Source organism: Anaeromicropila populeti (assembly GCF_900112775.1).
Classification (GTDB): domain Bacteria; phylum Bacillota; class Clostridia; order Lachnospirales; family Lachnospiraceae; genus Anaeromicropila_A; species Anaeromicropila_A populeti.
In genome coordinates this window covers 156392-170291 of sequence record NZ_FOYZ01000010.1, presented here as the reverse complement: position 1 = coordinate 170291, position 13900 = coordinate 156392, and the positions used below count along the sequence as shown (strand labels likewise).

Below are 13900 nucleotides of genomic sequence, written 5' to 3'. Positions count from 1 at the left end.
TGCCATGAGTAAAATATGGTTATTTCCGAGTTGTCCATTCTATATGTTCCTTCCTCTTCTATTCTCAATATCCAATCCGATGCCTAAACTCTCGCTGACAACAAAATCGGCAACTCAATGCCCGGCATCTAAATCGGCGCCTAAACTATACACACTTTTTATGTTCCTTGCTTATCGCCCTGTTCCCACAAAGCGTTAAGTTTAGACCTCGGATTGAATGTTTTCGTACTCCCAATAGCAAAAAAGACCTGAAATCAGGCCTTTTTCACACTTATTTACCTGACCTTAGACATCAGAACTACGGTCTCCACGTGCAACGAGCCGGGTGGATTGATGTCTTTTACATTGTCGGTAGTCGGAAACACGTCATCGGCACTTTTTGCACTATCGGTAGGCGGGAACATATCGACTAATTATAAAAACAAATTGATTTTTGGTGCTTGTTCGTATACTTTGCCTGATTTGTCTCTTGCAGCATTCTTCAATCCAAATCCGATACACATCCCCATTTGCATTGCTTCTGGACCATGAAGATTAGCATAATACGTATAAGCCATCTGTGTTTCTTCATCCCAGGCTCTCCACAACAAAGGACTAAGCACCATATTCTCAGAATATAGTGGTAAGATCATATTTAAGTAAAATTTAAGTTTATCTATTGATACAGTTTCAAGCTGGTTAAATAATTTTTCATAAATATGTTTTTCCGATTCTAGACAACTTAATAGTAACCACGACTGTGTTATTTCTGGGAAAATAGTAATTGCAATTCTATGCATAATTCCTTTTTTTGTATGTTTAATTCTTTTACCATTTACATCAAAGTCAGGAGCAATATACGCATAACCCGCAAACTTTATTTGTTCTGGAATCCTAATTGCACAAGTTACAACTCCTTCAAATGTATTTCCGATTATTTGTGAATCAAAATGTTGTTTTATAGGTTCAAACTCCTGCATCTTAAGCTGTAACATTCTATACATGCCAATCATTTCTGGAGATTGAAATGCTATCGGATTGTCTCTAAAGTTACTTTGAAATATATCAAATGCTATTCTCTGCTTGTAATATTCAAAAATAAAAGCTTTATAAGCATATACAAATTTCATCTCTTCGCTTGTTTCATCAAAATCCGGAGCATCTTTTTCTATAACAGCAAAGGCTATATTATCATGATAATCACAAAAACAAGTTTCAGTAGTTGCATCATTAGCGCTTACTCTACTCAGTTCCACTATAGGGACTACTTCACCATTATATAAAGGAATGAGAAGAGGTTGTTTTTTTGTGTTTAACATATATACATGACGTTCCGAACCAGCTAATAAAGAAATAATCTTGTTGTTCTGTAACGCATGTGCTCCTTTGATTGGTCCTTTGCATTTTTCTTGATCTGGATGCATACAAAACTTCTTCATCGAAGCCCTCATTTTTTCCATTACCTGAACTTCTACGGGCTTTTTAGAAGGTTTTATTATTTGCGGTTTTCTCCCCTTACAACATTCTTGAAACCTTATATTGCTACCACATGGGCATGGTTCACTATCTTTTAATTTAAATTTTGGTAAGAACAAAACTTCACCCCTTACTTAATAATAATTCACTTTTCATCTGACTCCATGAAATTATCCTCAAATACAAACAAGTTAGAAACTGGAATTTGTTGGCGCAAATAAAAAGTTATATCAATATCTCCGACAGTCACTCCACCGCAAAGTGAACCTTTGAAAGTATGTACCTCACCTTTGGTATCTGTAATGGTCATTTCCCAAGTTCCTATATCGGTAGCATAGCAAGTCAATTGATCACTATCTAGATACTGGGAGAAAAGCTCCAATATTTTCTTTACTGCGGATTTCCCTATATTAAACTGTTGCTTTCTAGAAATCTCGAACCGACCAAAACCATTTCCATATTTATATCCTGTAAACCATATTCCACCATTAGCAGATATGGTCAAATGCTGTTCTACTTCGTCATCAGGAAGTGGTTCTGGACCGAAGCATATATTATTTGAAATAATTCTTACTTTTTGTATCTGCAATTGGAACACCTCCTCCGTAACTACTTAATACTTCTTCGGAAACTTTTCTTTTCCAAGCTGCCATAGGTATTTGTCTATGTCTTTTAGGCTATAGGATTCAAGATTATAAAACTTACTGAATTCCAGCAATATTTTTTTGAATTTAACATAGTCCTTTAGGTCGTGATTATTAAAACTATAAAACCCATCAACATCCCGAAAATAACGAAGAAGCCTATCTACATAACTGTCATAGATAGGGAAGTTCAGGGGTTTATGATGGCTACAATATTTTGTTGCAAAGGAATAAAATTTTTTTACCGTACCGTTATCCATATCGACTCTTGCTATTTCATTTACTAAAGTAACATCACCCGCCGCCAGTCTTTCATCAATATCTAAATCGATGATGTGCTTTGCTACTTTAAATGGTGAGAATATATTTGTACTGTAAAAGTCATTTAAGACCGATACTTTTACAAGAACATCATCTATATCTTTATTGTCAGGGTAAGTCTGGTAAAAGAGTTTGTTTAAAGCACTTTCTTGTAATGCGTAGTTTTCTAATTGCTCCCAAGCTAATAAATACCTATTCACTTCCTCACAACTTGGCCGCAATACATCAGGTCTTGCGTCTTTTGTTTTTTTGGTTCTAGGAACTTTTTCAATAACCATTTTTTCAATCTTGGGAGGCTGATTTGTCTTAGCAAATTCTATGTAGCCATCCACACTTCCATAGGTATTATCGATAAATTCCTTAAATATTTTGAATGTACGCATATAGCCATAAGAATTCATTCTAGGGTTCTTGTGGGATTTCTCATTGCTGAACTTAATTTCTAATAGTTCACGTGCTTTTCTTAAAGAATTATCGTCAATAAATATATCCCAAAAATCCATGCCAATGTCATGGCGATAAGGATAAAAGGAATCACTGTAAATTACACTTTTATCTTTCAGATGTTTATAGTTATCATTTAAATATTTCTTGAACTGCTTCCTTAGTGCTTCTATATGTGAATTGCTGATTCTATTCTTCAATTTTTCTCACCCTCAGCAAGTCTTAAAGTATAACTACTGCCTTTCTTTTCTTTAATAATCTTTCCATCTTTAGCAAGCCCATCTACCGCCTTACGTATAGTGGCTTGTGGTACCTCGGGAATTAACGGGTAAAGTTTCCGTTGAGAAATACCATTATCGTTACTAATAATATCTAATAAAATCGTATCAAGCCGACTCTCTTTCTCAAAACGAATTTTGTATGTATCATAATTTTCTGTAAGCTCTATAAGGTAATCTTTAGTGCTTTGAATATAACTAAAACAAGGATCTTTAGAATTGTGACAGTGTTCCCACATATCATCAAAATAGATTTGACCGCCTTTACTCTTTTTATAACAGTAATTCCTAAAAGCTTCGAAAGCATCTATAGCTTTATGACATTGCTCAATATTCTTATCTATAGAATCCAGCGTACCTACTTTAGCTGTCTCAGAATATATGGCATCCTCATATTTCTGAATTGCCGATGCCCATTTTTGTGAGAAGTTAAATGACAACTCTTCTTCCTTTTCTGTTCTGTGGAACTTTGGATTTATACTTTTTTTCTCATCTGCTATAGCTTTTTTCAAATCATGCTCTAATTGATCTACAGAAGTCCTACCTGTCTGCAAGATTTCTTTATTCCCGCTTATTGCTGCTTGAACTTTATCATCATACTCAGCTTTCTTCTTATTACAGCGATTACAAACTCCATCTTTCCACTTGTGACCAAACAGCCTACATATTAATGACAAAACGATCCCCCCTCATGAATAGTTAAATTATTTACAAACCTTTTCGTACCTCTGCTGGTTAGATGAGGTCTTTTCAATTGCCTTTATATTACCTTCCATTTTATTTACGTAGTTTAAAAATAAAGTCCCAAGCAGAAGTCGATCCTTTCTGGGTATTCTATTCCATACATAACCCTTGAACAAATCTTTAACAAGAAAGACTTCACCTTCATTCAAGTTTTCAGTTTCCTTAATAGCTTCTTCTAGTAACTCATTAACATCACCCATGTTGTCATCTCCTTATCAATAACAATATCAACAACATTGTTAATAAGATTATATGCCTTTTACCAATTCCAGTCAATGAAAGAAAACCACCAATCAAGAGAATATATCTCCTGAATGGTGGTCATTCATGAAGGTTATGTTTATACATCTACTTCTACACCAGATTTAAATTCAATAGTTAGTTTATCATCATAGACCGTTATTTTCTCTATAAGTCTCCTTACTAGCTGCTCATCATATTCCTCAAGGAGGCTGGATTGTTCATTTAGAAATTTTTCCATCTCTTCTAGTCTTTGCTTGGAACCTTTTTTGCCAGCTTCTTCTGCTAAAGCCTTATGTCTTTCCTCTCTGAGCCTGTAAATCTCATCGGCTATATCGTTATAATCTTCTTTGGAATTTGCCAGTCTCAAAAGGTCTTTTTGTAATTCCTCTAGCTTTTTATCTATCTCGGAAACAATATTATTGTCCGTTTCACTTATCACTGTTTCTATATTTTCCTTTAAGATAGTTAAAAAGCCATCCTTTTGCCCTATTAGTTTATTAATTGCATCCACCGTAGCAAGGCCTATCATATCCTCCAGCACGGTTCGGGAATGACAAGTTAACCCTGTATTCTCAAGTCTACTGACGCATCTCCAAACAATCGATTTTTTACCTCGGTTATTCCAATGAACTCTACGGTATATTTCGCCACACTCTCCACAGAAGATAATTTGTGAAAATACATGATTTGAACTAAAGTTTCTTTTCTTTCCACTAGTACTTATATGTCCTCTACTTCTACGAACTAACTCTTCTTGTACCTGCATGAAGATTTCACGCGGGATAATGGCTTCATGGTTATTCTCTACATAATACTGAGGTACGATTCCGTTATTTACAACCCTCTTTTTTGTAAGAAAATCTACCGTATAAGTTTTTTGGAGCAATGCATCACCAATGTATTTTTCATTGCTTAATATTTTCCTTATAGTACTGGTATGCCACCTTTTTTTTCCCGCTCCCGTAAGTATGCCATCAGCTTCAAGTCCTTTTTTGATTTTATCCATACTTGAGCCTTCAAGATACTCTCGGTAAATCCTTTTAACTATTTCAGCTTCCTCCGGCACAATTACTAATCGCTTATTTTCATCTTTGGTATATCCTAAAAACCTAGAACAATTGACCATTACCTCTCCCTGTTGGTATCGGTATTGGTAACCAAGCTTTACATTCTGGCTTAATGACTGGCTCTCTTGTTGCGCTAAGGATGCCATAATGGTAAGCATAATTTCACCTTTGGCATCCAGTGTATTGATATTTTCTTTCTCAAAATATACCGCAACATTTTTATCTTTAAGTTTTCTGATGTATTGTAGACAGTCCAAGGTATTTCTAGCAAATCGGCTTATTGATTTGGTAATAACCATATCAATTTTCCCAGCCATGCACTCATCAATCATTCGATTAAATTCGTCGCGATTTTTTGTATTTGTGCCGCTGATACCATCATCAGCAAAGATCCCTGCAAATTCCCACTCTGAATTCTTCTTAATAAACTCTGTATAGTGTTCAATCTGCACTTCGTAACTACTAGCCTGCTCATCACTATCTGTAGAAACTCGGCAATAAGCAGCGACCCGAAGTTTTGGTGTTTCATCTTCTTTTCGATTGTTGCCTACACGTTTTATTGCAGGTATAATCATTACATTTTTATTAACTGCCATCTTGCTGCACCTCACTTTCTATTAAGCTGTATACATATTCCGCTTGTGTAAAAGGATTTGTATACTTCTGAATTATTTGTCCTATGGAAAACTTCTTATAAATAGTAGGTTTATCTTCTGTCTTGGGTTCAAAGATTCTGCCTAGCTTTTTTGCTCTCTTTACCCTCTCTGTTTCTGCTCTTTCGTAGGTCTCTTTGTCAATGATGGCAGGGTAATAATCATCACCAAGATAACGTTCATTTCTTAGCATCCTTCCAGCAGTTCCATGATAAGCATCTATTCCAGCAGACTTTGCTGCGACCGATAAGGAAAGGCCTGATAAGTAACCCTTATATAAATTCCTAACCTTTTCAGCTTTTTCTTCATCGATAACTGCTATTCCATTCTCTATCCTATAGCCATAGGGCGTGTGCGCCATTTTTCTCACATCCTTTCCCTTAGTGTGATTCCACATTTCAGAACAAAACCTATCTCTACCCTTGAGAAAACGATAATTTTTTCAACATAATCATTGAAAATTTGCTCGCTAAAGGTATTTATCATTTCAGCCTTATTTGTAAACTTTATTAAGTTACTGACTTCCTGCACCTTTGATAATTCTCCATTTAAAGCATGAATTAAAGCTTCTTTTTGCCCCATATAATTATCTGCTTCCATTTGCAGTTCATTGTTTTCTCTGTTAAAAAGGGCTGGTTCTAGATAACCCTTTGCCATAAGCTTTACAAGCAGTTCTCTCTGTTCTGCATTTTTTTCAATTTGCTTCTCTAATTCCTGAATTCTTGAAAGGTTATCTGAGTTGCTCATTCCACGCAAAGCATCTAATAGTGGTTGTAGAATAAGTTTTCTACCGAAAATCAGCTTGTTAATCATAGTAACAAAGGCCGTCTTTATATCCTCATCTCGAATAAACTGCATGGAACATTCTGTTATCTGCTTTAAGTGTTTACTACAACACCAGGCTACATATTTTCTTGTGCCGGATGAATGAATTCGTCTTTTAAAGGTGCTACCACATTCCGAGCAAATAATTTTCCCGGAGAAAGAATACCGGTTTTGGTACTTATCATTACGCTTTTCTATTCCCTTTTCTTTTGCCCTTTGATTTAAGGCAGCTTCTACTGCTTCAAACACTTCATGGCTGATAATTGCCTCATGGTGATTTTCTATTAAATATCTGTTTTTCTCACCATAATTGGTGCGCTTATTAAAACGGGAATCTGTATAGGTTTTTTGCAGTATAACATCCCCGGTATATTTCTCATTTTTTAGAATTCCTCGAATTGTGGTAGCAGTCCAACGACCACCTCTTTTGGAGGGGATACCCTTTTGATTAAGATCATCTGCTATTTTCTGTGTACCCTTGCCTGATAATACTTCTGCGAAAATATACTTCACAATTTCTGCTTGCTCAGGGTTTACCACCATTTGACCATCAATGTTGTCATAGCCATATGGTGGGTAAGAAATCTTAAAAGTTCCGTTCTGAAATCTCCTTTGAATTGCCCACTTGTTATTTTCCGAAATGGAGATTGACTCACTTTCTGCAAGCCCGCTTAATATAGAAAGCATCAGTTCACTTTCCATTGATTGGGTATTGATATTCTCTTTCTCAAAGTAGATATAAATCCCAAGGTCCAACAGTTTACGAACCATCTCCAAACAATCCGTAGTGTTTCTTGCAAACCTACTAATGGACTTTGTAATAATTAAGTCAATCTTCTTGTTTTCACAATCTGACAGCATTCTTAGAAGTTCCGTTCGGTTTTCTTTTTTAGTGCCACTAATTCCCTCATCATAATACAAGCCAACATACTCCCATTCTGGGTTTGCCTTTATGTAAGTCTCATAATGGGATTTTTGTGCTTGTAGACTTACTAACTGTTCATCACTACCCGTAGAAACACGACAGTATGCGGCCACTCGTAGTTTAGGTTTGATAATCGATGCAACCTTATTTCCTTCTATTTTCGTTATCTTTTTCATCGCCTCACCTCCTTCTTGGTAGGTCACATATTACCTCTGAAACCCTTATATATCAACGACTTCAGGGCATTATCTCTGCTAAAAAAGGAGAGAAAGTTTGGCGGTTGAGTGCGTCTATCTTGTTGAATTCTGCCTCCGTTATTAAACCTTTTTGAAGCATCTTTCTAAGTAATTTCTCTGCTTGAATATAATCAAACTCACGCTTTAGCTGCTCCTGTGACATTTTCTTTAATTCGATGCTTTTGTCTATAACCCCATCTGAGATCTTCATAACTTTTTTATCCTCATGCTGATTCATGTAGAATCACCTCCTACCTAATAGCCGCGGGAACAGGTCGAAGTTGAGGATTTGTAAAAATAAAATAAAACCAGAGCATAAAAAAAGAGCCTGCAAGGGAATAACCCCCACAGGCTATATACATCTAATAGTTAGTTTTTTTTAGGGAAACTCTGTGAAGCTAAAGCAAAAATACTTTTTTACTCGCTCCCTTTGATTAATCATACTTAATAAATGCATCCGTAAATCCTGCCTTTTTAGCTTTGGCAAGCTGTGCCTCAGCATTTGCTTTGACAGTGTATGCACCTATTTGTACACGGTAGTATTTCTTTTGCACTGGTTCTGCTGATTTTACTCCTTCGCTTAGAAGTTTCTTAACGTCTGCTCTAAAAGTATCCATGGTCTTGCCATGCTTAGGAAACCAGTGCATAACATCTGCATGGTTACTGGCTATACCTTGCTTATAGCCTTCACTATGACAGATGATATCCTTCTCACTAAGTCCATAGAGTTTGCAAAGATGTACACAAAGCTCTACTGCTTCCTTATAAACTGCATTAAAAAACGAGGTATCGGTCAAACCGTCCTCGCAGATTTCAAATCCAATATGAGTATTATTTGCATCTCCTCCAGCATGCCAACCTCTGTGATTCCAAGGCAATGTTTGATAGGTGGCAATGGAACCATCTGCTAATTTGCCAATAAAAGCATGGACACAAACTTGACGACCTCCAGGTTTATCCTGATTCCAATGATTATTGTATTGGTTCTTTCCGAGCAAACCGTCATCTGGGCCAACATATCTCTTCAACCACGGGTTGTTAGCCCCTGTTGAGTGAATCATTATACCATTCGGTTTTATTGTTTTACCTGCCTTGTAGCAGGCATTGTTCGTAAGTATTAGTTTGTATAATTTCATTATAATCACCTCAACATTTAATCATTTGGCTCAGGTGTAAGATGGACAGGGTACAGGTGATAGGTAAACTTTAAATCACAATAAGCATTTGATGATGTTCCATCACTTCCCATACAGATATACAGTCCGTAACCTGCTGGAACTCTGGCCTGCCGCATTTGAATATGAATGTGCAAGGATTCTGCTGAAGTATTCGACCCGATAGGAGTACTCCGTTGAATTCTGGTAAACGTCTCCTCATCATTGGAAATATACAAGTCCAGTTCCTTTTCACTAGTATCCGATTGACGACAAAGAGTTATCAAATGGCAATCATAAGCCGTTGGATACAGTTCTCCGCCCTGACCGCCAATAACCACACTATTAATAGGTAATATCGTGTGCAAAGGGCCACGGACACTGTTTACACCGCCTGAACCTGAGACATTGCCAGACAATATATATCTTGAATAGGCCGACCGGGTGAAGTCACTAATAATAGCCGTTGCAGTGGATGAGAGAGGTATCGCGGAAGTCACGTTTTCTGCTCTTTCAAGTAGGAAAAGACTCTCACCTGCCTCAACGGTAGTACTACCTATGGAAAACCTTTGACTTGTCCAGTAAGCTGTACATATTGGGTTTGGATCAGTCCCAGTTCCATAGGCAATATTCATTTCGTCATCAATGCCCCTTATAGCTCTAGCAAGTGTCTTAACTGTATTACGGAGGGTGTCTTGAATTAGAACCTGCACATTATTTGCAGCTGGACTGCCCAAAGCTGTAACGAAAGTATATGTTATCGTGCCAATTACTACATCGTTTCCATTTGCTATATTGCTAAATGTGATGGCTGCCCTCCGGCTAATCATATCCGGTGCACTAGCTGTTTCTATTGGATGCAAATGGTTGAGTAGAATACCTGTCCGCCTATATAGATTTTCGCGGGTATCCTCAACCAAATTGTGTGTTGTATTTAGCAAATCATAGTTGTTGTTTAATAGATTGTAAGTGAGGTTGAGCAGATTATTTATTTCATCAATATCCAGTTCAGCTAAAGCTGAAAGCACTTTATTTAACCATTCCTGTGCAGGAGGTTCTGGTGGTTCAACAATTCCATCCACAAGAGCATCCTCGACTATGGTTAGTATTCTTGCACTCTTTCCAACCACATCACCATAAGTAACCCTTATTTCAAGCCGACCAACACCAACAAATGATGTGTCCGTTGCATTGGGCTGCCATGTAAGGACACCATCAGCGTAGTTCGTGACTACCGGATATGCAACCCCATCAGGCCTTTTGTAAATCGCATTTAAGGAGGCACTTGGGTAGTTATTTTCCAGTAGGCTTGATACATCAAACTCAATATTTCGGTAATTGTGTTCACCGCGTCGACCAATGAATACCGTTACCGCTTTTGTTAAGTCAATCATATTTCATCACCTGGCTTAGGAGGTTCCTCATCACGACCATGTAGTTGCTTAAGAACAGCCTTTAGTTTTTCTGGGATGGGTAGCCCAATATGACCTGCATTCTCCAAAATGGATACACCCTCGTTACTTAGATAGAAAAAGATTACCGCCGTTCGCAAAGCGCTGCCATTGTATCCTGCACTCCCCAAAATTTGTGTATCAAGAATATGAGCGATACCTACCATTACAAAGATGAGCACCTTTTTGAAAATTCCCTTGGCACCAATTTCGCTGGACAGCTTTTTATCTGTAATCGCACAAAGGACACCTGTCAGATAATCAATAGCTACAAAAGTGACCAGTGTATATAGAAATCCGTCAAACCCGCCGAGAAACCATCCAAGAAAAGCACCAACAGCCACAAAAGCTAACTGTATCCAATTCCAAATCTCTTTCACTGTAAACACCTCCATTACATTAATTTGTGTATTTAAAAAAGCACCCCTGTAAAATACAAGAGTGCTGTTGCCGTATCACACACCTTACAGCATCAGTATAAGATCGTGGATTTGTTGCATCACATCCGCCTTTGGACGCCCTGTTCCAATAGGGAGCCATGTCACAGGTGGTATATCAAATGCTGCAGAAGAGTCAAAACCATTAACCACTGTAATGATAGTATCAATAGCTTTTCGGATTTCAGTAATGTGAAATGACCATTTTTTAACTGTTGTTCTTCCCGCAATAATCTCTTCACTCCAAATTACAGGGGATAAGTTGTAATAACTTAGCACTATATTTAAAGCGGTTCGAAGCGTCTGAATATGTGCTGCCTTTACGACAGTCTCGTTTGCAGTAATCGTTTCAAAAGGTGGCTGTAGTATAGTAAATGTCCGAACAACTTCTGTGCTTGCCGACTCAATATCACTATCAAGACAGCGGAAGATTACAGTATGGTTTCCTACTGCAAGCGGTTCCGCTTGGTACACCGTACTAACACCATTTCCCAGATAGCCACTCGTAGAAAATCTCTCAGGATTATCCACACTATTAACCCACTCACCTGAATCAATCTTTACTTCCACAATCTGTGTCTGACCGTCTGGTTCAGTGCCTGTAGTAATCATAAAGCGTGGTGTCGTGTTATAAGTAGACTTTCCGGTCATAGGACTGACGATGATCGGAGCAGCAGGCGGACTGTTTTTCTTTACCGTGTTACTAACCACATGGCTTGAAACTGCATCAAGTGTATCTGTTACGCTTATTCGATAGCGGGTATACATTCCAGGTACCGGGGAAGCATTTACCTGATGGGTACCTGAAGTAGCACTTGAAATAATAGTAGTCAATGCTTCATATACCGACCAATTTATACCGTCTGCTGATGTAGCTTGTTGAATAACATATTGCTTGATGGCACTGGTTCCCGGTATCGTTCCGCTCCACATAAGAGTTACTGTATTCGTCTCATATATTGGCGGAGTAGCAGTGAAAGAAGTAGGCGGAATGGGCAGTGTATTTCTGCGGACAGTGTTGCTAGATATAGTCCAGTCAGAATAAAAACTCTCTCCAGCCGTACCACGTGTCCTAACTCTAAACCTACGGTAATAACCGCGAGTTGTCGGTGGGCTAACAACTACGCTGCCACTTGTTGTTGAGGAAATCGCTATTGTTAATGCTGTCCATGCTCCCCATGTGCTGTTATCTGCCGAGTCACTATATTGAATCTCATAGGATGTGATGGTGTTGCCTGCGCCACTAGATGCACCACTCCATGAAAGAGTAACATTTCCTTCAGCTAAAGTTGAACTTACCGAGCAAGCGGTCGGTGCTCCACAAGCCGTGATATCACAGTAAATGCTATTACTGATTTTTTCCGAGGAGTAGACATCGAGATTATCTATCGTCCATACACCAAATTGAGTATATGTTCCTGGAACTCGTGACACGTTAGGGCTATAACTACCTCCACTAGCCGATAGGGCCAATATGGTTAGAACGTTCCACGGACTCCATGTGCTGTTATCCGTAGATGTTCTACTGGCAATCTGGTATCCCTTGATTGCACTCGTACTTCCAGAAGCACCACTCCAAGTAAGCGTGATTGTTTCATCACTATAATTGATTGGAGTAGCAGTCACTGTAGTTGGTGGGCTAGGAACTGTGTTTCTGCGAACAGAGTTCGACGATACTCTCCAGCCTGAATAATAACTTGCTCCTGCTGTACCTCGAGTTCGCACCCGAAACCTACGATAATTACCCCGTGTTGATGGTGGTGCAACTGACAAGCTGCCACTAGTGGCCGTGGTGGTTACTGTAGTTAGTGCTGTCCACGATCCCCAATTCAAGTTGTCAGCAGAATCACTATACTGTATCTCGTAGGAGGAGATGGCATTATTTGTACCACCGGAAGCACCACTCCATGATAATGTAACATTGTCCTCCGAGAGAGTTGCACTCAATGAACAGGATGTAGGAGCACTACAAGCTGTGGTTCTTATTGCCCAGTTAATGGTTAACACTATCTGGCTTAAATCATCTCTGGCTCGAAATCCCATATAGTTTAGTGTGCTGGAGCCAGCATCCATGAATAAACAATTACTAGCTCCACTACCGATGGAATCAATGAGTGCGGTGGAAATTGCGATATCCTTTGTACCTTGTCCGGCAGAAACAGTATAGCTATACCCAGAGGTAACTTTCGTAGGTCTACTCCCGGATATGCTGGTACCCGAACTAGGAGATGGCAAACCATATGCATTTCCAGCATATAGTGTTATAGTTCTGGCTGACCCCCAATCACCTGCAGCTATCCTAACAAGACGAATACTGGCGGAGGTAGGATAATAGTTTGCATAGGTATTTCGAATACTTGTAAGGTCAAATAACATGGCGCCAACATTCTCATAATTATTGGCTGGGGCATAAACCCCTTGTCGAACGTAGTCGGTTACACCCGCAATCCAACTGCCATTACGCCATGTACAAGCATTTATCGCTTGATAGGTTGCCATAGAAATTCACCTCACTCGTAAACCGCTGATACCAATGAGTTCACTAACCCACAAAGGCTGGTATTTAATCTGGTATCAGTAATGTTATTTGCTGCTATTGATGTAGCCGCAGCAGGTATAATAACATCTGCAATACCGAGTTCATATACATCGCTGGTTCTTGTTAAGTCTGGAGCCACTGGTGTAGCAGCTGGAGTCCCGGTAACAACTGCAAGCTGAATATTCCTGCTGATTTGGCTTAAGCGAACAACAATCCGGTCAATGCGTGGATTGCTACCGTGCGCTGTAGTGAGAGGCATATTTAACGCATCTGTATTCTCATATCTATATCCATTAATCCACGCACTTCCAGCCGCCACGCTTACTGCCAATCCCATCCCTGGTGATACCTGCAGATTTGTAGCTGTTTTATAAAATATCCCGTTTGAAACAAGACTTCCAAAGTATGCTGCAAAATCCGTGGCATCATAGACTCTATCTCCATCGGATGAATTGAAAAATCCGCTTTTCTCCATACAAAAATT

14 protein-coding genes are annotated in these 13900 nt (G+C 38.7%); all 14 read right to left on the bottom strand.

Features of this window, described 5'->3' with window-relative positions:
* Positions 1-413: 413 nt before the first annotated feature.
* The 14 genes from BM305_RS13465 to BM305_RS13400 all read right to left on the bottom strand — a co-directional run bounded on the left by BM305_RS13465 (position 414) and on the right by BM305_RS13400 (position 13891).
* Positions 414-1574, bottom strand: coding sequence for an SEC-C domain-containing protein (locus tag BM305_RS13465; RefSeq protein ID WP_092561645.1), 1161 nt, complete (start codon positions 1572-1574; stop codon positions 414-416).
* Positions 1575-1600: 26 nt separating this feature from the next.
* Positions 1601-2044: a hypothetical protein gene (locus tag BM305_RS13460; protein WP_092561643.1), complete on the bottom strand. Its 444-nt coding sequence runs from the start codon at positions 2042-2044 to the stop codon at positions 1601-1603.
* A gap of 24 nt (positions 2045-2068) precedes the next feature.
* Positions 2069-3064, bottom strand: a complete 996-nt coding sequence (locus tag BM305_RS19510) for a hypothetical protein (RefSeq protein WP_242940543.1) — start codon at positions 3062-3064, stop codon at positions 2069-2071.
* Positions 3061-3819 (bottom strand): hypothetical protein, encoded by a 759-nt coding sequence (locus BM305_RS13450; protein WP_044036489.1) that lies wholly within the window; start codon positions 3817-3819, stop codon positions 3061-3063. Before BM305_RS13450 ends, BM305_RS19510 begins: the two co-directional genes overlap by 4 nt.
* A 27-nt stretch (positions 3820-3846) precedes the next feature.
* Positions 3847-4086 (bottom strand): single-stranded DNA-binding protein, encoded by a 240-nt coding sequence (locus BM305_RS13445; protein WP_056975877.1) that lies wholly within the window; start codon positions 4084-4086, stop codon positions 3847-3849.
* A gap of 140 nt (positions 4087-4226) precedes the next feature.
* Positions 4227-5792, bottom strand: coding sequence for a recombinase family protein (locus BM305_RS13440; RefSeq protein ID WP_092561641.1), 1566 nt, complete (start codon positions 5790-5792; stop codon positions 4227-4229).
* Positions 5782-6210, bottom strand: a complete 429-nt coding sequence (locus BM305_RS13435; protein WP_092561639.1) for a recombinase family protein — start codon at positions 6208-6210, stop codon at positions 5782-5784. The genes BM305_RS13440 and BM305_RS13435 overlap by 11 nt, the downstream gene beginning before the upstream one ends.
* Positions 6211-6215: 5 nt before the next feature.
* A complete protein-coding gene (locus BM305_RS13430) occupies positions 6216-7775 on the bottom strand; it encodes a recombinase family protein (RefSeq protein WP_092561637.1) in 1560 nt (519 codons plus the stop codon).
* A 61-nt stretch (positions 7776-7836) separates the two neighbouring features.
* The gene (locus tag BM305_RS13425) at positions 7837-8073 is read right to left on the bottom strand and encodes an SHOCT domain-containing protein (protein WP_092561635.1); all 237 of its coding nucleotides are present in this window, start codon (positions 8071-8073) and stop codon (positions 7837-7839) included.
* Positions 8074-8269: 196 nt separating this feature from the next.
* A complete protein-coding gene (locus BM305_RS13420; protein ID WP_092561633.1) occupies positions 8270-8971 on the bottom strand; it encodes an N-acetylmuramoyl-L-alanine amidase in 702 nt (233 codons plus the stop codon).
* 17 nt (positions 8972-8988) lie between these two features.
* On the bottom strand, positions 8989-10383 hold the full coding sequence (locus BM305_RS13415) for a hypothetical protein (protein ID WP_092561631.1): 1395 nt from the start codon (positions 10381-10383) through the stop codon (positions 8989-8991).
* Entirely contained in the window at positions 10380-10820 is a 441-nt protein-coding gene (locus BM305_RS13410) for a phage holin family protein (protein WP_092561629.1), read from the bottom strand. Before BM305_RS13410 ends, BM305_RS13415 begins: the two co-directional genes overlap by 4 nt.
* An 84-nt stretch (positions 10821-10904) precedes the next feature.
* Positions 10905-13253 carry a phage tail protein gene (locus BM305_RS13405; RefSeq protein ID WP_242940542.1) on the bottom strand — a complete coding sequence of 783 codons (2349 nt, stop codon included), beginning with the start codon at positions 13251-13253 and terminating at the stop codon, positions 10905-10907.
* Positions 13254-13387: 134 nt separating this feature from the next.
* Positions 13388-13891, bottom strand: a complete 504-nt coding sequence (locus tag BM305_RS13400; protein WP_092561625.1) for a hypothetical protein — start codon at positions 13889-13891, stop codon at positions 13388-13390.
* Positions 13892-13900 lie beyond the last annotated feature (9 nt).

Excerpts from the sequence above, each read along its gene's own strand:
- BM305_RS13445 (WP_056975877.1), bottom strand. The coding sequence starts at position 4,086 with ATGGGTGATGTTAATGAGTTACTAGAAGAAGCTATTAAGGAAACTGAA.
- BM305_RS13440 (WP_092561641.1), bottom strand. The coding sequence starts at position 5,792 with ATGGCAGTTAATAAAAATGTAATGATTATACCTGCAATAAAACGTGTA.
- BM305_RS13435 (WP_092561639.1), bottom strand. The coding sequence starts at position 6,210 with ATGGCGCACACGCCCTATGGCTATAGGATAGAGAATGGAATAGCAGTT.
- BM305_RS13430 (WP_092561637.1), bottom strand. The coding sequence starts at position 7,775 with ATGAAAAAGATAACGAAAATAGAAGGAAATAAGGTTGCATCGATTATC.
- BM305_RS13425 (WP_092561635.1), bottom strand. The coding sequence starts at position 8,073 with ATGAATCAGCATGAGGATAAAAAAGTTATGAAGATCTCAGATGGGGTT.
- BM305_RS13420 (WP_092561633.1), bottom strand. The coding sequence starts at position 8,971 with ATGAAATTATACAAACTAATACTTACGAACAATGCCTGCTACAAGGCA.
- BM305_RS13415 (WP_092561631.1), bottom strand. The coding sequence starts at position 10,383 with ATGATTGACTTAACAAAAGCGGTAACGGTATTCATTGGTCGACGCGGT.
- BM305_RS13405 (WP_242940542.1), bottom strand. The coding sequence starts at position 13,253 with ATGTTATTTGACCTTACAAGTATTCGAAATACCTATGCAAACTATTAT.
- BM305_RS13400 (WP_092561625.1), bottom strand. The coding sequence starts at position 13,891 with ATGGAGAAAAGCGGATTTTTCAATTCATCCGATGGAGATAGAGTCTAT.